Source organism: Maribacter sp. Hel_I_7, assembly GCF_000688315.1.
Classification (GTDB): domain Bacteria; phylum Bacteroidota; class Bacteroidia; order Flavobacteriales; family Flavobacteriaceae; genus Maribacter; species Maribacter stanieri.
In genome coordinates this window covers 399,366-422,302 of the sequence record NZ_JHZW01000002.1, presented here as the reverse complement: position 1 = coordinate 422,302, position 22,937 = coordinate 399,366, and the positions used below count along the sequence as shown (strand labels likewise).

Sequence of the window (22,937 nt, the reverse complement as noted above, 5' to 3'; positions counted from 1 at the left end):
ATTAAAACCAATTTTGATTTAAACAACCCATTAAGCCGGTTCTGGCCCTATGTATCATTACCCAAAGGTTAGACGCATTAATTCCTAAAGCATTACAAATATCTTCGGTTTCCATACCTTGAATTGTTTTCATGGTAAAAACCTGTGCTTGCTTTTTAGGTAGTTTAGATATGCAATTTTGAATGGCAAGACCTAATTCCTCGTTTTCAAGATTGTCATTTTCAAAATTGCTATTAGGATCTGCAATGCGTTCTTCCATCCAATCGCCTTCTGCATCGGTTTGCGAGCTATAGCTCATACGTACCTCTGCTTTGCCTTTTTTTGAATTTATTTTGCGGTAATGATCAATTACTTTTCGTTTTAGAATTGCAATTAACCATGTGCGTTCTGCTGCATCACCTTTAAAATTTTTGGCAGATTTTAATCCCGCTATAAAAGTGTCTTGTACAAGGTCTTTTGCAATTTCCGAATCACTAACTCTAGTAACCGCATAATTGAACAGGTAATCTGCATAGAGATCTACCCACTTATCTGGATTAAGTTTGTGTGTTTCCATTTATTTTTTCTGCATTTCAAAAGTAACTGAATTTTGTTTATTATGGTTACTTTTGGTAACGTAAACACTATAACTATGAAGAATTTATTGTTTTTTGTTCTACTTATAAGCGCCCAATTAACTCATGCGCAAATGGAGTCACAACCAATTACAGAATTTGCTGGGTTTGATTCATCAACAGAAATATTAATTGATGTAAGAACACCTGAAGAGTTTGCAGAAGGTTCTATTGATGGTGCTTTAAATATTAATTTGCTTTCTGATGAATTCAATAATCAGGTTGCAGTGTTGGATAAAGATAAGAAGTTGTATGTGTACTGTAAAAAGGGAGGAAGAAGTCTAAAGTCTCAGGCTAGATTAAAAGAGCTAGGTTTTAGCTATGTTGTAGATTTAGAAGGAGGGTATGACGCATATTCTAAAAAAAAATAGCTAAATGTTAAAGGATTAAAGCCTTGGTTCAATTTTTTATTTCTGACAGAATTTTTGTTAACTGATTTTCACGTATTGGTTTAATAATATAATCAGATACTTCACTTATTTTTTTCGTCTTTTCAAAATCTACCAGGTCAACAGATGATGATAGTACGTAAATGGTAATCTTCTTTTTAATTAGTGATATGGTTTTTAGGTATTCACCCATAAAACGGTAACCATCCATTACTGGCATATTTATGTCAAGAAAAATGACATCTGGTAATTCTTTGGGGTTATCCATATTTGCCTTAATAAAGGTCATTGCTTCTGCCCCATCAGTAAAGGGTGTAATTTTTCCTACTGATGGTTGCGCCTCTAAGGTGTGAAGTATAGTGTATTGAAATACATCATCATCGTCTATAATACAAACACTTATATTATTATCCATATAATCTTTTAATTTAAGGTGATACTAAATGTAGAACCTACATTAACCTCACTTTTCACTGAAATTGAGCCACCCATTGCTACAATTTGCGCTTTTGTTAAAAATAAACCTATTCCCTTTGCATCTGGATGTTTGTGGAATACTTTGTTAAGTCCAAATAATTTGTCGCCGTGACTTTTCATGTCAATACCTATGCCATTGTCCATGAACTCTAGTACTGTTTTTTTATTTACCAATTTAGAGGTAATGCAAATTTTAGGAGATCTGTCTGGAGATCTATATTTAATAGCATTGCTAACTAAATTAAGAAAAATACTTTCTAAATAAATAGGGTTATACATTACATTTTTCGCTTCAGAAAATTTATGTTCTATAAAGGCACCTGTTTCTATTAATTCTGCAGCTAATATTTCTTTGGTTTTGTGTAATGTATGCTCAAAGGATAAATTTTCTCTTTTGTGAACTGCATTATGTTTTATTGTTATAGTTTCAATTAGAGCATTCAATGTTTCTGTTAAGTGGTCTATTACAGTTTCGAACTTTTCAAAGATTTCTATTTTCTTAGTTTCACTAGTTGTATTTTTATACATCCCTAAAAGCGCGTTCAAATTACTTACAGGAGATCTTAGGTTATGTGATGTTATATGATTGAACTCTGCTAATTGTTTGTTTTTGGAAGTTAAAACCATTGCAGAGGCTTCTAGGCTTTTATTTGTTTCTAGAATTTTTTGTTGTGCCTCTACTTGCTCCGTAATATCTTGGCTAGAGCCCATTAATTCTACAACATCGCCATCGTTATTAAGTAGTACCGCACCAATAATTTCTATGGTTCTTACTTTGCCGTTATTTTTTATAATGCGGTGTTGAAACTTGTTGAACTTTTTCGTACTAGAAATTTCTTGACTAATAGCAATAACTTTTTTTCTATCCTCTGGGTGTACCCTTTTTAAATATGTGCTAAAATTAGGGGATGTTTCTGGGTCAAAATCTAGAATCTTTAGAAGATTTACTGATTTTTCCATCACATCATTTACAACATCCCATTTCCAATGACCTATGCTTGAGAGCTGTTCTGCAAAATTTAAAAGTTGGTTTTTCTCAAGTAAATCTTGTTCTCTTTGAATGCGATATGTTACATCTTGTGTTGTCCCAACTAATTCAATTATATTTTCATCATCATCCATAATAATTTCAGCCATGAGTTCTATGGAGCGAATATCACCGTTGTTCATTAAAATGCGATACGATAAAACGGAGTCGCTATTTTTTGTTGCAATAATATTTTCAATTTGAGCAACGACTTTGGCAGAATCATCTGGATGTATTCTAGATAAAAATAAATCCATATCTATGGGGGAATTTGGATCTAGATCGTAGATTTTATAAAGATTGTCTGACCATTTGGAGACGCCTGTATTTGGATTCCATTGCCACGACCCCATCATTGCCATTTTTTCTGTGAAGGAAAGTAAATGGTTTTTGTCTTTTATTTCCTGTTCAGTCTTTACACGATACGTAATATCTTGTTCAATGCCTTTTAAAGACGTGATTTCTCCATTTTTATCCGTAAAAACCTCTCCTACAACTTCTAATGTTTTTATTTCTCCACTACGTAGTTGTATACGATATTGGGCTTTTTCAATTTTTTTATCTTTTAAAAATCTATTTTTTAAAGCTTGGGTATAACTTAAATCATCTGGATGTATGTAAGAGGAAATTAGTTCAATATCGATAGGGGATCCAATTTCTATTCCGTAAATCCTATAATGATTGTCCGACCAATTTATTCCACCGGTATTGGGGTTCCATTCCCAAGAACCGATATTCGCTATTTTCTCAGCATTATTATATTGTTGATTTTTTTCTAATAGTTGTATTTCTTTCTTCTTAATTTCCGTAACATCTTGGCAGGTGCCAGACATTTCTAAAACCTCACCCTTTTTATTGCGAATTATTTTACCAACAGATTTAATAGTTTTTATGCTGCCGTCGTTTAATTGAATTTTATAAGTTGATTCAGGAAAAACACCGGTTTGCATAGCGTTTTCTAAATTTGAAATAACTCTATTTCTGTCATCTTCGTGAACGAAATTTATATAGGTTTCAAAAGTTAATGGCTTTTCTTTGTCATGGCCATAAATTGTGTGAAGATTATCTGACCAAAAAACTTTATTGGTGGGTGTATCCCATTGCCAATACCCAATCATTGCCAATTTTTCTGCAATATTTAATTGTTGGTTTTTCTCTAAGAGTTCTTTTTCTTTTTTTTCTCTGTTAGTAATATCTTGGCAAGTGCCAATCACTTTTATGGGTTCTCCATTGTCATTCGTAATTACCATGCCAATAGAACGAAGAGTTTTTATCGTACCATTTTTTAATTGAATGCGATAGTTAGATTCTGGAAACTCTGTTGTTTTTAAAGCATGATCAAACTTTGAAATTATTTTTTCTTTATCATCCTTGTGAACATAATCTAAATAAACGTTGAACGATATAGGAGAATCTTTCTCATGATCAAATATGTTATAGAAATTGTCTGACCATTTTACGGTATCCGTCGGAATGTCCCAATCCCAAGACCCTGATTTTGCTATTTTTTCTGCATAATTAAGCTGCTGTACTTTTTGAACTATATCAGATTTTGCACTATTGGGTTCAGTTATATCATAAGTTGCTCCATAAAGTATTATAGAGTCTTCATCTTTCTGAAAAGGTTGTACTGATGTTCTTAAATTTCGAAGATTACCTTTTGCTGTTATAATTTCATATTCTAATTCAAATGGCGCGCCATTTTCGATAGCTTTTTTATGGGATACTAAAAGTTGATTTCTAGATGCAACATCTTTAAATTGACCATACATGTTTTCCGTAGTGGGAATGTAATCATTAGAAGCTTCATGTATTTCTTTTAGAACATTGTTCCAGCTTAAATTATTGGAATTTACATCATATTGAAACATTCCAATTTTAGCCACACAACCTGTGTTTGCTAAATCTTTATCTGTAGGGGAAAGAGTTTTCTCTTTACTCATTTCAATTAAGAGTTTGTACATCAGCGAATAACACTAAAATAGAAATGGGGAACGTGTAAAATAAAAGTGTAGCTAATTGGCTACAATATAATTAATAATTATTTGATTTGCAGAAGGTTTGTGAGTTAATTGAATTCTATAGTCAGATATTTCAATGTCTATACATTTAATCTTAGTTGCGCGTATAGAGATAATATGAAGGTGAGACCTAGGGTTAACCTATGGGGTGATTTTTTATTTGTTCTCCGTAGATGTTTAACCACATAAATTTCAGTGATTTTAGAGTTTATCTATGAAAAGGAGTTTAATCTGAATACACCTTTTTAATATTTTAATGAATTAGGTAGTTTTTTATGTCTTGTACTAAATTGACCTGATATCGATTCTGAATTATATTCATTAGTCAATATCAGGTTGTTTTTTAATTTTTATTTAGAGTTGCTAGATAATTTTGAATTTATACTAGTTCAATAACCCAGCTCTTTCTAGCAATGCCTCAACCTTTGGTTCTGCTCCTCTAAATCTTTTGTAAAGTGTCATTGGGTTTTCGGTACCGCCTTGCGAAAGAACGTTGTCCTTAAATTTAGTGGCAACTTCTTTATTGAAAATTCCCTCTTCTTTAAAGTATGCAAAAGCATCTGCATCTAAAACTTCAGCCCATTTGTAACTGTAATATCCAGATGAATATCCTCCTTGAAAAATATGAGAGAATGCTGTGCTCATACAAGTTTCCGGTGTTTCAGGGTAAAGGCTTGTATCTTTAAAAGCTTCATCTTCATGAGCTTTAACGTTGGTTATGCCTGTAGGGTCAACACCATGCCAAGACATATCTAATAATCCGAAGCTTAATTGACGCAAGGTTTGCATTCCTTCTTGGAATGTGGCGGACTCTTTTATTTTCTGAACCAATTCCATTGGTATAGTTTCTCCTGTTTCGTAATGTTTGGCAAACAACTCTAATGCTTCTTTTTCGTAGCACCAATTCTCCAAAACCTGACTAGGTAATTCTACAAAATCCCAAAATACAGATGTTCCGGAAAGACTAGGGTAGGTCGTATTAGCAAGCATACCATGTAAACCGTGACCAAATTCATGAAACAAAGTAGTAACCTCGTTAAAAGTAAGTAATGATGGCTTGCTTTTAGTTGACGGAGTAAAGTTGCATACATTAGATATATGTGGACGTACATTTTCGCCATTTCGCTTCCATTGCGATTTGTATGAAGTCATCCATGCGCCACCTCTTTTACCTGCTCTTGGGTGAAAATCTGCATAAAACAATGAAATGAAATTTTTATCGGTATCGTAAACCTTATAGGTTTTTACCTCGTCATGATATTTTTCAATGTCGTGTACTTCTTCGAATTGTAAATCGAACAGGTTTTCGGCTACTTTAAAAACACCGTTGATTACATTTTCTAGTTTAAAGTAAGGTTTCAGTTTCTCATCATCTAAATTGAATAGCTCTTGCTTTAATTTTTCAGAATAATAACTGCTATCCCATTTTTCTAAACGGTCAATATTATCTAGATTTTTCGCAAAATCTTCTAATTGCTTAAACTCACGCTCTGCAGCTGGCTTCGCTTTCGAAAGCAATTCGTTTAAAAAAGAATGCACTTTCTCTGGAGTCTCTGCCATACGTTCTTCAAGAACGAAATTGGCGTGTGTTTTGTATCCTAAAAGATTGGCTCTCTCAAAACGTAACTTGGCAATATCAAGAACATTTTCTTTGTTGTCTAGTTCATCGTTATGAAATGCTCTACTGCCAAACGCCATAGAAAGCTCTTTACGTAACTCCCTATTCTTGGCGTACTTCATAAAAGGAATGTAGCTAGGGTAATCTAAAGTGATCATCCAGCCATCTTCCTTGCCTTTTGAAATGGCTAATTGTGCTGCGGCTTCTTTTTCACCTTCTGGTAATCCGTCTAAATCAGCTTCATCCGTTAGGTGTAGTTGGTATTTATTGGTTTCAGCAAGTACATTCTCGCCAAAAGTCAATTTCAATTTTGCAAGCTTTGCATCTATAGCTCTTAAGCGTGTCTTTTTATCCTCAGATAAATTAGCTCCGTTTCTACTAAAGCTCTTGTATTTTTTATCTAAAAGTGTGGTTTGTTCTACTGTAAGGTCTAAACGATCTTTTTGATCGTAAACGGCTTTTACTCTTTTGAATAATGCTTCGTTTAATGTGATATCATTACCGAATTCTGAAAGTAGGGGAGAAACCTCTTGCGCAATTTTCTGAATTTCCTCGTTAGTTTCTGCGGAATTCAAGTTGAAAAATACACTTGATATTCTGTCTAATTGTTGACCAGAAAACTCTAAGCCTTCTATGGTGTTTTCAAAAGTAGGAGCATCTGTATTTTCTGTAATGGCATCAATTTCTGCTCTTGCATCTTCAATAGATTTTAAGAAAGCAGGCTTAAAGTGCTCATTTTTTATTTGTGAAAAAGGAGCAGTATCAAAAGGGGATAATAATGGATTCATATTTCAAGTTCAAGTTTAAGGGTCAAATTCAAGACCGCTTAAATAAATTAAAATCAATTTTACTCAATAATCGAGATTTAAATGCTCCGACGTTTCAGTCGAAATCTAAATAGAATTTTCAATTCAATGCTTTGCGGATTGCTCCGAGATTGTTTACTAATTATTTGCCGTTAACAGCCTTTGCGCCTTCAATTACTTTTTGCTTCAGACCTTCTTTATAAAATATAATTTTATCTAAAACGCATTTATCTGAACTGCCGATAATCTGCGCAGCTAAAATTCCTGCATTTTTAGCTCCGTTCAGCGCAACTGTTGCTACTGGTACGCCACCTGGCATTTGAAGTATAGATAAGATAGAGTCCCAGCCATCAATAGAATTACTGCTTTTTACAGGAACTCCAATTACTGGTAATGGAGACATAGACGCAACCATACCGGGTAAATGAGCAGCGCCACCGGCACCTGCTATAATAACAGCATAACCGTTTGTGTGTGCATTTTTACTGAAATCGAATAATTTTTCTGGTGTTCTGTGGGCAGATACAATATCAACATCTACCTCTATATCAAAACCTCTTAAAATATCTATGGCTTCCTGCATTACGGGCATGTCACTTGTACTTCCCATTACTACGGCTACTTTACTCATGTTTTTTATTTTGAAATCACTTGAATTGTTTCCTTTACTTTTTCGGCAATAGCTCTTGCTTTTTCCAAATTACTATTGACTATGGTTACATGACCCATTTTTCTGAACGGTCTTGTTTGTGCTTTGCCATAAATATGAGGTGTTACTCCTTCCATGGCTAAAATCTCTTCAATATTTTTATAAACTACATCACCTGTATGGCCTTCTGCACCTACTAAATTGACCATAACACCTGCTACTTTGCTATCGGTGTTTCCTAAAGGTAAACCTAGAATACTGCGAATGTGTTGTTCAAATTGATTGGTGTAGCTGGCTTCAATACTGTAGTGCCCGCTGTTATGTGGTCTTGGGGCTACTTCGTTCACCAATATTTTATCATCTTCGGTTTGGAACATTTCAACAGCCAGCAATCCGGTAAGTCCTATTTTATCTGCTACTTTTAATGCTAATGCTCTTGCCTTTTCAGCAACTTTATCATCAATACGTGCAGGACAAATTACATACTCCACTTGGTTGGCTTCTGGATGAAATTCCATCTCTACTACTGGATATGTTTTAATTTCTCCTTCAGAATTTCTAGATACGATTACAGCTAATTCGTTTTTAAACGGAATCATAACCTCTGTAATACATTCACCTGTAGGTAAGCTCTTTAGATCTGCTAAACTTCTAACGACTTTTACTCCTTGTCCGTCATAACCAAACTGTGCAACCTTCCAAACAAACGGAAATTGTAATCCTCCGTTTTCAATGCTATCCTCAATTTCACTCAGGTATGCAAAACGCTGAAAATCTGCAGTAGGTATTTCATTGTCAACGTAGAATAATTTCTGTTTTGCCTTATTTTGAATAATACGCAATGCGTTAGGTTGTGGGTATACTTTTACTCCTTCATCTTCTAATTTCTCTAAAGCATCAAGATTTACGTTTTCTATCTCTATGGTTAGCACATCTACGTCTTTACCAAAATTGTATACCGTATCAAAATCTAATAGACTGCCTTGTACAAATTCATTACACGACATTCTACTTGGTGCTTCAGAAGAAGCATCTAGAACTTTGGTGTAAATATCCCATTTTCGTGTTTCGTACAACATCATTTTACCTAGTTGACCACCACCTAAAATGCCTAATTTAAAACCTGAAGAAAAATAATCCATATAATTGTTGCTTTGGGCAGTTGAAAAAACGCCTTAAGTACTACAAAAATACGGTTAAATCTTAGAAACCAATTCCTTTCTAATCAAAAACACAAGGCAATACCTTATCTTTGCAAACCTTGATAATTTATGAAAATTGATACAAATTCACGACAAGTTTTTTAAACCTTTTCTAAGCGAATCTGAAATTCAGCAGGCCATTAAAACGGTTGCCGACAAAATTGCAGCGGATTATAAAGACGAGACTCCCATTTTTGTGGGTGTCTTAAACGGGTCTTTTATGTTCGTTTCTGATTTGATGAAAGCTTACCAACACCCTTGTGAAGTTTCTTTCGTAAGACTAAGTTCTTACCAAGGCTTAACATCTACGGGTATTGTTGAAACGTTATTAGATGTACCAGAAAATATAGAAGGGCGCAGTGTTATTATTTTAGAAGATATAATTGATACAGGGCGTACCTTGCAGAAATTAGTCCATTTATTTTCAAAGACAAAAGTTAAAGAGTTTAAAATTGCAAGTCTTTTTTATAAGCCAGATGTGTACAAAGGCGAATACGCCATTGACTATTTTGGCTTGGCTATACCTGATAATTTTATTGTAGGTTATGGTCTTGATTATAAAGAGCAAGGAAGAAATTTAAAAGAAGTATACCAACTAAACCAGAAACATATGATTAATCTTGTACTCTTTGGTAAACCAGGAGCCGGCAAGGGCACGCAAGCACAATTCCTAAAAGAAAAATACAATTTAATGCATATCTCTACCGGAGATGTTTTTAGATTCAATATCAAAAACGGAACGGAGTTAGGTACTTTGGCAAAGTCATATATCGACAAAGGTGAATTGGTGCCAGATGAAGTAACAATTAAAATGTTACAGGAGGAAGTAGAGAAAAACTCAGATGCTGACGGATTTATTTTTGACGGTTTTCCAAGAACGGCTGCTCAGGCAGAAGCTTTGGATAATTTCTTGGAATCTAAGGATATGAGTGTAAATGCTACCATTGCACTAGAAGCAAATGATGAAATTTTAATAGAGCGTCTTTTAGAGAGAGGTAAGGTTAGTGGTAGAACTGATGATCAAGATGTCGTTAAGATTAGAAATCGTTTCGATGAATACAACGAAAAGACAACACCCGTAAAAGAATTTTACGAAGCTCAAGGTAAGTTTCATAGCGTAAACGGTATTGGTACTATTACTGATATCACTGAACGCTTAACGAAAGTAATCGAAGGCTTAAAATAATATAGAAACTCTTTTGTCAACCATAGCTTTGATGAAGATTTTGAACTGAAAGAATAGCAATGACAGAAGGTAATTTTGTTGACTACGTAAAAGTGGGTTTGACTTCTGGTAAAGGAGGCAAGGGATCTGTGCATTTGCATCGTGAAAAATTTATTACCAAAGGTGGTCCTGATGGTGGTGATGGTGGTCGTGGAGGTCACATTATTGTTCGAGGTAACGAAAACCTTTGGACATTAATAAATTTTAAATACACGAAACATTTTAAAGCCGGTCATGGTGCCCACGGTAGTAAAAGCCGTAGTACAGGAGCAGATGGTGAAGATGTGTATTTAGATGTGCCGTTGGGTACAGTGGTTAAAGATTTTGAAACCAAAGATGTCCTTTTTGAAATCACTGAACATGGTGAGGAGAAAATTCTGCTACAAGGTGGTATGGGCGGTCGTGGTAACTGGCATTTTAGAACATCTACAAACCAGACGCCAAGATATGCTCAACCGGGTATGGATGGTTTAGAAGGTGAATTTTTGTTAGAACTTAAAGTTCTTGCTGATGTAGGTCTAGTAGGTTTCCCAAATGCTGGTAAGTCTACTTTATTATCTGTAATAACATCTGCAAAGCCAAAAATTGCCGATTATGAGTTTACTACTTTAAAACCTAACTTAGGTATTGTAGAATATCGCGACTTTAAGAGTTTTGTAATGGCAGATATTCCTGGTATTATAGAAGGTGCTGCAGAAGGTAAAGGTTTAGGGCATTACTTTTTAAGACATATTGAACGTAACGCCAACTTGTTATTTTTAATACCTGCGGATAGTAAAGACATCAGTAAGGAATATGAGATTTTACTTGATGAGTTAAGACGCTACAATCCTGAGTTGTTAGATAAAGAACGACTTATTTGTATCTCTAAAAGCGATATGCTAGATGAGGAACTTATGGATGAAATGAGAGAAGAACTCAATAAAGATTTAAACGGCACTCCGTTTATGTTTATATCATCTGTAGCACAAATGGGTATTGTGGAATTAAAGGATAAGCTTTGGGCAATGCTTAATTCATAATAATTAGATAGGATGAAACAGTATTTAAAAAATATTGTTGAAATTAATGACAATAGGAAAAGTAGAATTTTCGCCTATTTTATTCAAATTTTAATCTTTGTTTCAATACTATCTTTTTCATTTGAAACCGTTCCGGATCTTGAACCATCAACCAGAAAAATTTTAAGGATAATTGAGGTTTTCTCCGTTATCATCTTTACAATTGAGTATGTATTACGTATTTACGTTTCAGACAAGAAAAGTAAATTCATATTCAGCTTTTTTGGAATTATCGATTTTCTGGCAATTCTTCCATTTTACTTATCATTAGGTGTAGATTTAAGATCACTTAGAGCCCTAAGGTTTTTGAGGTTGTTCCGTATACTTAAATTAATGCGCTACAATAAAGCTATTGAGCGTTTTTCCAGAGCTATTAGTTTAGCAAAAGAGGAAGTGTTGTTATTCTTAATCGTTACGTTAATCTTAATATATTTTTCGGCTGTAGGTATTTACTACTTTGAACATGAGGTTCAACCAGAAAATTTCGCTTCTATTTTTGATAGCCTTTGGTGGGCAATTATAACACTTACTACAGTTGGGTATGGCGATGTTTACCCTATAACCGTTGGGGGTAAAGTTTTCACTTTCTTTATTTTAATGATAGGGTTAGGTATTGTAGCAATACCTACAGGTATTATTTCTTCTGCGCTAACAAAATCTGTTGATAAAACAGAAGATAAATAATAATTAGTGAGATGTCAGGCTATGGAAAAGCATAGTTCAATGCTTAACGCTTAATCGAATACCTTCTTAAAAATATATTTTACGATTTTATTTTCTTTAATTTTAAGAAAATCCAATTTCATGAAAATTTTTCTATTTAGTATAATATTAGTCGTTTTGACCTCTTGCGGAGCTGCAAAAGTTAATTATGATTACGACAGTCAGACAGATTTTACTTCTTACGCTACTTATAATTATTTTAATGACATGGAAACTGGCTTGAGCGAGTTAGATGAGAAAAGGTTAATGGAGGCAATGGATGCAACGCTTGGTGAAAAAGGATACATGTTTGCAGAAGAACCAGATGTTTTTATTAATATAAAAAGCACTGTCTTTAAATCTCAACAAGGGAATAATGTTGGCGTAGGTTTAGGTGGTGGTAACCGTGGTATCGGTGGTGGAGTTTCTATTGGTATTCCTGTTGGCGGACCAAAGCTTACTCGTGAGCTACAGATAGATTTTGTAGATTCTAATAAAGATATGCTTATTTGGCAAGCAATAAGTGAAAGCCCTTTTCGTGAAGGTGATACTCCTGCAGAAAAAGCAGAAAAGCTACAAGCTGTTGTAGATAAGATATTCAGTAATTACCCGCCAGAATGAAGTTATTTTACTTTAACAACATAGGTTGCAATTAAGTTATTGTCAGTAGAAACATGTACATCATACAAGCCTTTCTTTTCAAAATTCTGAACTAAACTTATTTCATTTGCGTTTCTAATTATTGTAGGGTTACTTTCTTTTTGAATACCGCCTCTGTTGAGTGACAGTTGTATTTTCCCATTAAAATTATCTGATACATATAATTTAAAGGTTATGGATTCTCCCTTTTTTATCTGATTATGCATTGCTAGAGGTGATACTGGTGTTATTGATTCAAGAAAAGCCTCTTTATAAATAACAGGTCCTTCCATAAAAGTGGTTAAAGCGTTATCATCTACTAGCGCTATTTCTCTTTTTGTAATTGGAAAATGATTTTTTGCGAACAATATTGGGTCAGCAAGAAAATAACCATCGAAATAATCAGGTTGAAAAAGAGGCGTCCCATTTATTAGCATAGTTTGTCCTGCAGACCACGTGGCATCGCACAAATACCACTTGCCATTTATCTCAATACTATTCCATGAGTGGTTGGGCATACTTTCCGCATCTAATAGCAACGTTGGTGTACGCCCATATCCATTAATAATATTACATTTAAAACCTGCTAGGGTAGCCATTTCCTTAATCAAATATGCATATCCTGTACAAGCTGTTTTTTGTTCTTTTAACAACTTTTCAAAGACTTTTGGAGTTATGCTAGTATTCCAATTTAAAAAGGCCTGTGTGTCATCGGCAAACTTTTTGCGTTTATGACTTATTTTTAAATAGGAAGAATAATCATTCTCAATGTTTGAACTTACCCATGTGTAAATAGCTCTAAACTTTTCTACATCGGTATTTAATGATGTCGTCAAATTATGAGTTAGCACTGGTAAATTCTTTAGACTGGCTTCTTTGTAATATGTAGCAATGCTATCTGCCTTCTTAAAATCTATAGGATTAAAGTCTGAGCGTTGCGCAAAGCAGGTTAATGAAAAAAATAAAGTAATTAATACAATGATTTTCATTATTTAAAAATGTCTCCAATCTTTTGAAAAATATTTCTTTTGCTTTTATAAGCACCGCCAATTACGATATCTCCCATTAATTCAACATCATAGGTGTCAAACGTAATATTGATATCAATGGTAGAAGAAACACTAGGTAATACCTTATATGTTTTAGTTTCATAACCAATAAAACTAAAAACCAAAATATCATTTTCTTTTAATTGTTGGGGGAATTCAAACTTACCATCAAAATCTGTTTGTGTGCCTACCGTAGTTCCTTTTAAAATAACATTTACACCTGGTAGGGGTTCATTTGCTTCATCTAATATGGTGCCGCCTAACGTATATTTTTCTTGATACTTTACCATCATGCCCATGACATTCTCTTGTTGATTAGAAACAATTTCAATTGGTGGTTCAATACTTGCAGTTTCTTGTGCTTTAACCTCTGTTGTGCACAATGCTAATAGGGATAAACCCATCATACCTATTCCTTTTGTTAGTATTGAATTGTTCATAGTGTAATGCGTATTTGTTTCATAAGATTTTAGTTGCGATGATTTGAACTTGCCACAGGTTTTTTTACTTGTTGAATTTAGATATCGTACAAGTTCTTGATCCGAAAAGTTGGTGAAATCAATGACTTCTTTTTGGCAACTAGCACAAAATCCGCCTTTATCGGTTTTACTAAAATTAGCGAAATTTTCTTTACATGGTTCTTTTACGTCAATTGTTAATGAGCTTTTCATAATACAGTGGTTTTATATTTATAGGTCTAAAGTATTATGGACCGTATTCTTATAAAACAAGTAATGAGTGTAAGGGCTCTTTGGATGAGTTAACTTCAACTAACCATTTATTTAAAGTTTTTAAATAATTTTTTCATTAGGTAAATGGGTCGTAATCAAATGTTAATGTTGTTAAATGGTTGTGTAAATAAATGTATAGAAATTAAAATCCTGTTATTTTTGTAACAAAAATCAATATAAGCGTCTTATTGATTTAGACGTTTAAACTAACTCACAAAATGAAAAAGATTTATTTATTTGCTGCCGGTTTGGTAGCCTTGGCTTCTTGTAAAGAGGAAGCAAAACCTACTCCTGAAGTAGAAAAAATTCCGGGTATTGTTCTAGCGAACATGGATACGACCCAAAATCCAAAATCAGATTTCTATAACTATGTAAATGGGAACTGGATGAAGTATACTGAAATTCCTGACGATAGAACTAGTTGGGGTGGTTTTAGTGTGCTTCGTAAATCTACCGATGACGATGTGCTAAAAATTTTAGCGACAGCTAAAGAAAGTGGAAATTATGCTGCCGATACGGATCAAGCAAAAGCTCTGGCAATTTTTGATACAAAATTAGATTCTGCTGCTAGAAACAAAGCAGGTATTACTCCGTTACAACCAGCATTGGATGCAATTGCTTCGGTTTCTAATTTAAAGGAATTACAAACAGTATTGGCGACCAATGCTGCCGTGTCTTCTCCTTTTATAAATATTGGGGCTGGTGCAGACTTAAATAATAGTAGCATGAATGCTGTTTATTTAGGTGCTAACGGTTTAGGTCTTCCTGATCGTGATTTTTACTTAGAAGAAGATGAGAAATCTGTAGAAATTCGTGAAGAATATAAGAAGCACGTATCTAAAATGTTACAAAGATTAGGGGATTCTGAAGCGGATGCAACTAAAGCTGCCGAGAAAATTCTTGCTATGGAGACGCAATTAGCGGAACCTCGTTTAAATAAAGTAGAGCGTAGAGATGCTAGAAACTATAACAACCCTAGAACAATTGCAGAGGTTGATAAGATGTTATCGACCATTGATGTAAATAAATTTATTAGCGATTTAGGTATTACTAAAAAGTTCGATACGCTTTTGGTAACTCAGTTGAGGTATACCGAAGCTTTGGATAAGTTTTTAAAAACAACTCCTATCGAAGATATTAAGACTTTAATACGATGGGATACATTTAATAGTGCTGCCGGAAAATTAACGATTGATATTGAAACTGCAGATTGGGAATTTTATAGCAAATACCTACGAGGAGCAAAAGAACAACGTGCTGCAGACGAGCGTGCACTTGCAACTGTAAATGGTACAGTAGGTGAAGCACTGGGTCAATTATATGTTGATGCAAAATTTCCGCCTGAAGCAAAGGCTAAAGCTGAATTAATGATTGCGAATGTAATCGATGCTTTCAAAGAACGTATCTCTGTTTTAGATTGGATGAGCGATTCTACAAAAACAAAAGCTATTGAGAAGCTAGATAAGTTTACCGTTAAGATTGCTTACCCAAATAAGTGGGAAGATTATTCTACTATGGAAGTTTCTGCAGATAAATCATACTTTGAGAATATGACTGCGGTTAACAAATGGGGAGAGTTGAAGAACTACTCAGAAATTGGTGAGCCTGTTGATAAAACAGAATGGGGAATGTCTCCACAGACTGTAAATGCATACTTCAATCCATTGAACAATGAGATTGTTTTTCCGGCTGCGATTTTACAACCACCTTTCTATAACTATACTGCTGATGAAGCTGTAAATTATGGAGGAATTGGTGCAGTTATCGGACATGAAATTTCTCATGCTTTTGATGATAGTGGTTCTCGTTTTGATGCTGATGGTAATCTTAAGAACTGGTGGACAGAAGCAGATTTAAAAGCCTTTACAGAAAGAGCTGATGCTTTAGCGGTACAGTATGATAGCGTTATGGTATTACCAGATGTTTATGTAAACGGAAAATTTACTCTTGGGGAGAATATTGGAGATTTAGGTGGATTGTTGGGTGCTTATGACGGACTTCAGAAATACTATGCTGAAAATGGACGTCCAGAAGATATTGATGGCTTCACGGCAGAACAACGTTTCTTTATGTCTTGGGCTACAGTTTGGAGAACTAAGAGTAGAGATGAAGCTTTAAGAACTCAGATTAAAACTGACCCACACTCTCCTGGTATGGTAAGAGCAACACAACCTTTATTAAACATTCAAGAGTTTTACGATGCTTTCGATATTAAAGAAGGTGACGCTATGTATTTAGCTCCTGAAAAGAGAGTTAGTATTTGGTAGATTATTTTTTATTAAAGACGAAAAGGGCGCTACATAGTAGCGCCCTTTTTTTGTGTTTTAACTCGTCTTTGCGAAGAACTTTTCGCGACGTGGCGATTTGTTTGGCATTAGTAATGGGTGAGTTTTTAGTCAGCCCATAAGAAGATTACTTCACTATGTTCGTAATGACATTCAGTCTTTTTCAACTCGTCTTTGCGAGGAGCTTTTTGCGACGTGGCAATCTGTTTGTCATTAGTAGCATGGGAGTTTAAGTCAGCCTATAATAAGATTACTTCACTTTGTTCGTAATGACGTTAGTTTTCAACCGAAACTCTTACTCCTTCACTATGGCTACTAAATTCTGGAGCATACATACTTTCAATGGTAGTAATGCCATTACTGAAATTACCGGCATTGTTTACACGAACATCATACTCAAAAACATATACACCTTTTGGTACATAGTCAAAGAAGAAATTGGTGCTCGCATCTTTGGTGCTTTCGTAATACCCTAAGCCGTCTTGCCATTTGTATCTAGAGATAACATTGACAGGTTCAAAACCTGCAGCTCTCATATCTTTCATATGAATGAATTCCATATCTCGGTCAGACCTTAATTCGATACGAATTCGAACTAAATCGCCAACTTTTAAAGTAGTGTCATCCATGATTTCTGAAATTACCTCACCTGTAGCTGTATTCTTTTTTAAGAAGAGTTTCTTCTTTAATTGAAGCGGAGTCTTGGCACTGGTGATTTTATCCAAGTCTTCAAAATATTGCCAGTATAAAGCTCCCCAAGCAATTCCGTTTCCTTTTTTACTGATTTGAATTTCACTCATTTTTGGAGTTACTTCGTTGCCATTCCAAGAGGTTTTAAAGTATCCGGTGCCAGCTTCTATTTTTACATTTTCTAAAGTAGAAGGGTCTAGTTGTTTTCCGCCCACCAAAACCTCAACAGCATCGGTAACGGATAACCAATCGCTACCTTGTAATAGCAATGCGTAGACCGCTTCGGTAGTTGCTTTAGTTGTGCTCCATTGATTGGTCTGCTTATTTTTAAGTAACCATATTTTAAGGTTGTCAACTGTTTCAATATCTGCTGGTTTAATTTCAGAAAAAGCTTCAATCAGTATAGATTGAGTTTCAATAGGCGCTTGGTGCCAAAACCATGAACTCGTATTACTTTTCCAGTACATACCCAATTCATCGCTGGTGATACTATTTTCTTCTAACCCTCGTAAAATCTTAGAAGCTGTATTTGGGTCTTCCATACGATGCAAGGTTAATGCCAGCATGCCTTGAGCATATAAGCCTCGAGATTTCCAATACTTTTGAGCTTGTTTTAAATAGTACGTTGTAATTTCTTCTACTTTCTTAGAGGTTTTAATATCAGGAAAAAAGCTACGCATATATAGATAATGAACTTGATATGCGCTTAAGTGATCATCATTTATGTTCGTAGTATGTTTTTTCATTTCCTCATATTCTTTCACAAACTCATTGTCCAAGTATTTCATGGCTTTCGAAACCATTTGTGCTTGTTTATCAGCTGTAGGCGATGCAATATTTAAATGATTTAAATGCCCCATACCGGTAACGATATGTTGTGTTATGTACCGGTTGTCTGGACCACCATTAAACCATGCCCATGCACCATTAGAGTTTTGATTTTGACTTAATTTATTTAAAGCAGACAATTGCTCGTTCTTCATCTTGTTCAAATTGAACAATAAACCTATTCGTTTCTTTTGCTCGGTTTCAGATTGAGCGTCACGTAACCAAGGAGTTTCCTGAATTAAAAGTGATTTCAATTCTTGATTCTTTTCTAGATTACTGAGCAATGCATCTGAATTTGCCCACTGTTTAAATACGTCTTGAATTCTTGGGTTGCTATTGGCTATGTGGCTAGCCAAGCTATTGGCGTAATATCTAGAGAACGTTTGCTCATTGCAATCGTATGGATACTCCATTAGGTATGGAAGAGCCTGTACAGCGTACCAAGCAGGGTTAGAGGTCATTTCTAATGTTAGTTTATGATGTTTTAAACTGGTTGAAGAAACATTCTTTAGCTTATCTAGTGTAAATGTCTTTGATTGATTGCTTCTAATCCACATTGGTAGCGTTTCTGTTATCAAAGTTCTGTTAGAAAGTACGGGTAGCATATTTTGTTCCCCATCAGAGAAATCACCTGCCTTTGCTATGATCTTATATTGAACGGACTGTAATCCTTCAGGAATTTTCAATCTCCATGACACTTGGGTGTTACCAAGAGAATCAACGGTAAATGAAGTTTGTTCGTTGACTGAGGTCAACAACTGACCAGAAATATCATCTCCCGTTAAAGCATCGGTCAATTCTAATTTTGCCTGACCAGAAAGATTTTTCTCCGTTAGATTAGCAATTTTAGTGCTTATGGTAATTTCGTCTCCTTCCCTTAAAAATCTTGGAGCATTGGGTGTTACCATTAACTCCTTTTGGGTTACCGTTGTTAAGTTGGTTATAGCACTTTCTAATTCTTTGGTATGTGCCAACAGTTGTAGGTTCCAGCGTGTTAATGCTTCAGGTGTGGTAAAATTAAAAGATACGTTCCCTTCTTTATCCGTTTGTAATTTTGGAAAGAAAAAAGCAGTTTCTTGAAGATTTTTTCGAATGATTACCGAATCGAAATCTTGAGGTTCTTCATCTGTCTCTGGTTCTGTAATTTCAATGCCAGCTGCGTTCCCTTCTAATTTGCTTTCTATTTCAGTTGCCACATAGCCAACAACTACGTTTTCTTCTAATTCAAGATCATCCGCCATCATTCTATTGGCAACAGGTGCGGCAGTCTTATATAATCTACGGGATGAATTAAACATTCCTCCAGAAACAAAATTAAGACCAAACCAATCGAATGAATCAAAATTTAGCATTGGATAACTCAAATTATTGGAGTGTGGAAATGTATAGAAATTACTTATTGTAAAACTATGCTGTGCGTTTGTTCTTATTTGTGAATAATAATTGGGTTTACTCAGCGGATAAAAACTCCAATAGTGTGGTCTAAATTGATCTAGAGACGCATCGTACATATTGGCTAAAAGCTCTGCACTTACTTTTTCCCCTCTTGCACCTTTAACTTTAAAAGACCAAGTTTCATCAATGCCAGGAGCTATTTTATCTCTAAACGACATTGTTTCTATTTGTAAATCTGTTGCAGGGTAGGGTACAGGTATAGAATGTCTATTAGATTTAAAATTATTTGCAAAGGCATAGCTGTAGTTAACAACAAAACCGCCCAAATCATTTTCCGTAACCGGTATTGAAATGGATTTAGAATTATTATTTAATGTAATTACCATAGCATCTGCTACTTTATGGTCTTTTTCGACAACTACGGTAATGTTTACATTTTTAGCGCTAGAAAGAAATGTTACCTGCGCGGTATCGCCTATTTTATATTTTGCTTTGTCAGTTTTAATATGAAATAATTGATTATCGGCTAAGGTATTCTCATTACCTGTAAATGTGATAATGGCAACATCTTTTACCTTTTGTCCAAATTTATCTTTAGAACTTAACTCTAATCTGTATTTTCCAGATTGCCAGTTTTTAGTCTTTCCGAAACTTAATTCTTTAGATTTACCCGTGTCAAAATTAGACTGCCACACTATTTTACCTTTCTCCCAATGGTTTGGGTCGTCTTCATTTTTAAAAGCATCATGAGGGTAAAATGTTTTGAATTCTTCTTTTGTAAAGCCTACATAATCTGGAGCTGGCCATGGTCTAGTACGTAATACGTAATCTGGAGCTTGTAATTTATATAACTTTACTTCACCTGTAGCGACAACAAATTCACCATTTAAATTGGTGGAGTTTATATTGAGAATATTATCCTTAACTGTTTTATCAATTGTTTCAGGTAGTATTAAATTAACATTTAGGGCGTGATAGCCTACTGCAACATTGGTAACCGTGCTTCTAGTTTCGCCATTTAAATCGGTTACATCTGCAGTAACTTCATAATTAAATGTGGGTAAACTTTCTTTGTCTAGACTGGTGTCTGGTATGGCTTTAAAAGTGATTTCAAAATTACCATTAGCATCGGTAGTAGTTTCCCCTTGGGTTATTTCTTGCGGAGAGCCGTTGTAAAAAGATCTAGACCAATAATACCATCTTGGTAAATTCACTATTCTTTTTACACGGTATACAACTTTTGCATCAGAAATGGCACTACCTGCATATGCGGTAGCTTTTCCGGTAACCAAAACACTATCATTAACCTTGTAAGTCTGAGTAACAGGTTCAAAATTGGTTTCGAACTTAGGGCGTTTGAATTCCTCTACCGAAATACTAGTGTAGCCATTTAAACTAACCTCGTCTGAATAGGTGTGTAGTGAAAACTGACCTGTGAGTCCAGAATTTGGGAGCATAAATTCTCCGGAAACAGAACCGTATTCATTTGTGGTCAAATAAAGTGACTCTATTTCTTGTCCGTTAACATCGTTTAGGTCTATCTGTATTTTTTTATTTGCTAAAACTTGTGATACTCCATTATCTTGGCGAATGGCAATACCTTTAAAATATACAGGTTGCCCTGGTCTATAAATACTTCGGTCAGTAAATAAAAAACAAGTATAGTTAACATTCTTCTGGTTTTGGTTATAGCTTCTATTAATGTAATAGTTGCCAAAATAGGCGGTTTCTTTGTCTTTTTTTACTGTAATGTCTACACTGCTCCAGCTATCTTTAGTTTTTGCAATGGTGATAGAACCGTTCTTGCCAGTGCTATAAGTTTTGTTTTTTAAGGCATCATTATAATTTTTTCGGTAGGTAAAAATAACTTCTGCACCAGATATTGGTTTTCCGTTATTACGGTCAATGACTTGGTAATATTGATGCGAATTGGTTTGCGTTTCTACCAAGGCTAAATCTGTTATTTCAACAGAGGTGTAACTTAATATGTCCCTTTTACCATCTTTAGCTTCGGCAACTATAATATAGTCTCCATTTTCTAAAGCTGGCATAGAAACTTCTGTACTATGCGATTGATAATCGTTTTCAGTTTTTAATGTTGCCGACCAAGATTTAACTACAGGCAAATCTTTAATGAAAGTTTCTTTCTTAGAATCGTTGTAAAGCTCTTCTAGCTGTTTTATTTGCTTTCTATTGATTTTACGAGCGCTAAAATTAAGATTTACAATATTTTTATAATTGACTAGAATACGGCTCAAGGTATTTGTAGAAATATACTTTTCAGCAGTCAGGTAAATGTTCGGTTCTGTTATTTGAGATTTTAGAACTACACATTTTTCCGCTCCTAAACTGTCAGGGTATCTGGCAATTACAATATCACAAAGAGCAATTGCTTCTTTCAATTTCCATTGCTGCTCAGTATTGGTTTCTGGGGTATATGTATTTCCCAGTTGTTGATACCGTTGGGCTATTTCATATGTGTATAATCCAGAAAGCGGACTATGCTTTATATTTTCTGCTGAATTTTGAAGTACCTCTAAAAATAATGCATCCTTACTGGAGAACGTAGCATTTTTATGAATGAAGCGTAGTCGCTCAATATCAACCAACACTAATGGGTGAATATCTGGGTTGCCAAAATGAAATGCTACAAGTTCTTGGTAAATGCTCAGAGCCTTAGCTTGAAGAGATGTTGTTTCTTGAGCTTTAAAATCAATAAAACTAGAAGTATATGCCTCGCATAAAATAGATGGGTCATCAATTTCAAAAGCGTCTACCGGTTTGTTGATGGAGTTTTCGCTAGTTGTATAAAAACTCAGTGCAGTATGTGCCAATAGGTCAAAAAGGGATGGTCTATAAATTCGGTTTTCCTCTTTTATGTGCAGAATATATTCGAAATCGGAAATAGGTTGGTTCTGAGTTTCGCTTGAATATTCTAGCGAAGCTGAGAAATGTTGGTCTATTTCTTTGAATAGCGTATCTAGGTCCCATGTTCTAAAGTCTACTGAATCTACTTTGGTTTCAGTAGTTGTTCTATTGTAAAATTGATATCTATTATATTGATAGTACTGCCAGTATAGGTTCGCTAAATAACTGTGTAATATGCTTTTGGTAACATTATCTGCGGATGCAATTTCTAGCTTAAAATCATTTACAATGCTCAATTCGGCATCCTCTTCAAGCGTTTTTATAAATTTTGATTTATAAAGGAGCGATTTTATGACTTGCGTATCGTCGCCTTCTTTTTTTGCCTTTGTAGAAATAATTTCAACCAATTTTAACGCCGATTTGGTTTGGTTTTCAAACTCATAATCATCAACCTGTTTCCATAGTTGATCGAATGAATTATTTTCTTGGGCATTACCAAATTGTGAAAACATAAATACGGTTAGAATTAGATATAGCTTTTTCATCATAGTAAAATTACAATACAAAACTGTGCCAAATAAATAATAGGAACAATGAATAATGAGGGAACTGTAGTTTTGGGTTAGTTATGTGAACAAACGTTTATAATTCTTAAAAATAA

At 34.6% G+C, this 22,937-nt stretch carries 15 protein-coding genes; 6 read left to right on the top strand and 9 right to left on the bottom strand.

All coding sequences use genetic code 11. The features are described 5' to 3' along the window. Position 1: 1 nt before the first annotated feature. Positions 2–556: a sigma-70 family RNA polymerase sigma factor gene (locus P178_RS0103415; protein ID WP_027064898.1), complete on the bottom strand. Its 555-nt coding sequence runs from the start codon at positions 554–556 to the stop codon at positions 2–4. 75 nt (positions 557–631) lie between these two features. Here P178_RS0103415 and P178_RS0103410 point away from each other — a divergent pair, with 75 nt between their 5' ends. Beyond that, positions 632–985 carry a rhodanese-like domain-containing protein gene (locus P178_RS0103410; protein WP_036146270.1) on the top strand — a complete coding sequence of 118 codons (354 nt, stop codon included), beginning with the start codon at positions 632–634 and terminating at the stop codon, positions 983–985. A 28-nt stretch (positions 986–1,013) separates the two neighbouring features. Here P178_RS0103410 and P178_RS0103405 read toward each other — a convergent pair whose 3' ends face one another. From P178_RS0103405 to P178_RS0103385, 5 genes are all read right to left on the bottom strand, one after another. Continuing rightward, positions 1,014–1,418 (bottom strand): response regulator, encoded by a 405-nt coding sequence (locus P178_RS0103405; RefSeq protein ID WP_027064896.1) that lies wholly within the window; start codon positions 1,416–1,418, stop codon positions 1,014–1,016. 8 nt (positions 1,419–1,426) lie between these two features. Then, positions 1,427–4,450 carry a PAS domain-containing protein gene (locus P178_RS22540; RefSeq protein ID WP_197026773.1) on the bottom strand — a complete coding sequence of 1,008 codons (3,024 nt, stop codon included), beginning with the start codon at positions 4,448–4,450 and terminating at the stop codon, positions 1,427–1,429. A 462-nt stretch (positions 4,451–4,912) separates the two neighbouring features. After that, positions 4,913–6,934, bottom strand: coding sequence for a M3 family metallopeptidase (locus P178_RS0103395; protein ID WP_027064895.1), 2,022 nt, complete (start codon positions 6,932–6,934; stop codon positions 4,913–4,915). A gap of 160 nt (positions 6,935–7,094) precedes the next feature. Continuing rightward, a complete protein-coding gene (gene purE, locus P178_RS0103390; RefSeq protein ID WP_027064894.1) occupies positions 7,095–7,583 on the bottom strand; it encodes a 5-(carboxyamino)imidazole ribonucleotide mutase in 489 nt (162 codons plus the stop codon). A gap of 5 nt (positions 7,584–7,588) precedes the next feature. Beyond that, on the bottom strand, positions 7,589–8,743 hold the full coding sequence (locus P178_RS0103385) for a 5-(carboxyamino)imidazole ribonucleotide synthase (RefSeq protein WP_027064893.1): 1,155 nt from the start codon (positions 8,741–8,743) through the stop codon (positions 7,589–7,591). A gap of 136 nt (positions 8,744–8,879) precedes the next feature. On the opposite strand from P178_RS0103385, the gene P178_RS22855 reads away from it, so the two are divergent. The 4 genes from P178_RS22855 (at position 8,880) to P178_RS0103365 (ending at position 12,412) form a co-directional block, all read left to right on the top strand. Then, positions 8,880–9,989, top strand: a complete 1,110-nt coding sequence (locus P178_RS22855; protein ID WP_081819384.1) for an adenylate kinase — start codon at positions 8,880–8,882, stop codon at positions 9,987–9,989. Positions 9,990–10,048: 59 nt separating this feature from the next. Further along, entirely contained in the window at positions 10,049–11,050 is a 1,002-nt protein-coding gene (gene obgE / locus P178_RS0103375) for a GTPase ObgE (protein WP_027064891.1), read from the top strand. Positions 11,051–11,062: 12 nt separating this feature from the next. Further along, positions 11,063–11,773, top strand: a complete 711-nt coding sequence (locus P178_RS0103370; protein WP_027064890.1) for an ion transporter — start codon at positions 11,063–11,065, stop codon at positions 11,771–11,773. Between the two features lie 120 nt (positions 11,774–11,893). Further along, complete coding sequence (locus P178_RS0103365; RefSeq protein ID WP_027064889.1) at positions 11,894–12,412, top strand: DUF4136 domain-containing protein; 519 nt, start codon at positions 11,894–11,896, stop codon at positions 12,410–12,412. Positions 12,413–12,414: 2 nt separating this feature from the next. Here the strand turns inward: P178_RS0103365 and P178_RS0103360 are convergent, their stop codons facing one another. Further along, positions 12,415–13,419: a transglutaminase domain-containing protein gene (locus P178_RS0103360; protein ID WP_027064888.1), complete on the bottom strand. Its 1,005-nt coding sequence runs from the start codon at positions 13,417–13,419 to the stop codon at positions 12,415–12,417. Further along, on the bottom strand, positions 13,419–14,150 hold the full coding sequence (locus P178_RS0103355; protein ID WP_027064887.1) for a carboxypeptidase-like regulatory domain-containing protein: 732 nt from the start codon (positions 14,148–14,150) through the stop codon (positions 13,419–13,421). Before P178_RS0103355 ends, P178_RS0103360 begins: the two co-directional genes overlap by 1 nt. Positions 14,151–14,428: 278 nt before the next feature. On the opposite strand from P178_RS0103355, the gene P178_RS0103350 reads away from it, so the two are divergent. Then, on the top strand, positions 14,429–16,477 hold the full coding sequence (locus P178_RS0103350) for a M13 family metallopeptidase (protein ID WP_027064886.1): 2,049 nt from the start codon (positions 14,429–14,431) through the stop codon (positions 16,475–16,477). A gap of 293 nt (positions 16,478–16,770) precedes the next feature. Here the strand turns inward: P178_RS0103350 and P178_RS0103345 are convergent, their stop codons facing one another. After that, positions 16,771–22,788, bottom strand: a complete 6,018-nt coding sequence (locus tag P178_RS0103345; protein WP_231500498.1) for an alpha-2-macroglobulin family protein — start codon at positions 22,786–22,788, stop codon at positions 16,771–16,773. Positions 22,789–22,937 lie beyond the last annotated feature (149 nt).

Excerpts from the sequence above, each read along its gene's own strand:
- P178_RS0103415 (WP_027064898.1), bottom strand. The coding sequence starts at position 556 with ATGGAAACACACAAACTTAATCCAGATAAGTGGGTAGATCTCTATGCA.
- P178_RS0103410 (WP_036146270.1), top strand. The coding sequence starts at position 632 with ATGAAGAATTTATTGTTTTTTGTTCTACTTATAAGCGCCCAATTAACT.
- P178_RS0103405 (WP_027064896.1), bottom strand. The coding sequence starts at position 1,418 with ATGGATAATAATATAAGTGTTTGTATTATAGACGATGATGATGTATTT.
- P178_RS22540 (WP_197026773.1), bottom strand. The coding sequence starts at position 4,450 with ATGAGTAAAGAGAAAACTCTTTCCCCTACAGATAAAGATTTAGCAAAC.
- P178_RS0103395 (WP_027064895.1), bottom strand. The coding sequence starts at position 6,934 with ATGAATCCATTATTATCCCCTTTTGATACTGCTCCTTTTTCACAAATA.
- purE (WP_027064894.1), bottom strand. The coding sequence starts at position 7,583 with ATGAGTAAAGTAGCCGTAGTAATGGGAAGTACAAGTGACATGCCCGTA.
- P178_RS0103385 (WP_027064893.1), bottom strand. The coding sequence starts at position 8,743 with ATGGATTATTTTTCTTCAGGTTTTAAATTAGGCATTTTAGGTGGTGGT.
- obgE (WP_027064891.1), top strand. The coding sequence starts at position 10,049 with ATGACAGAAGGTAATTTTGTTGACTACGTAAAAGTGGGTTTGACTTCT.
- P178_RS0103370 (WP_027064890.1), top strand. The coding sequence starts at position 11,063 with ATGAAACAGTATTTAAAAAATATTGTTGAAATTAATGACAATAGGAAA.
- P178_RS0103365 (WP_027064889.1), top strand. The coding sequence starts at position 11,894 with ATGAAAATTTTTCTATTTAGTATAATATTAGTCGTTTTGACCTCTTGC.
- P178_RS0103360 (WP_027064888.1), bottom strand. The coding sequence starts at position 13,419 with ATGAAAATCATTGTATTAATTACTTTATTTTTTTCATTAACCTGCTTT.
- P178_RS0103355 (WP_027064887.1), bottom strand. The coding sequence starts at position 14,150 with ATGAAAAGCTCATTAACAATTGACGTAAAAGAACCATGTAAAGAAAAT.
- P178_RS0103350 (WP_027064886.1), top strand. The coding sequence starts at position 14,429 with ATGAAAAAGATTTATTTATTTGCTGCCGGTTTGGTAGCCTTGGCTTCT.
- P178_RS0103345 (WP_231500498.1), bottom strand. The coding sequence starts at position 22,788 with ATGTTTTCACAATTTGGTAATGCCCAAGAAAATAATTCATTCGATCAA.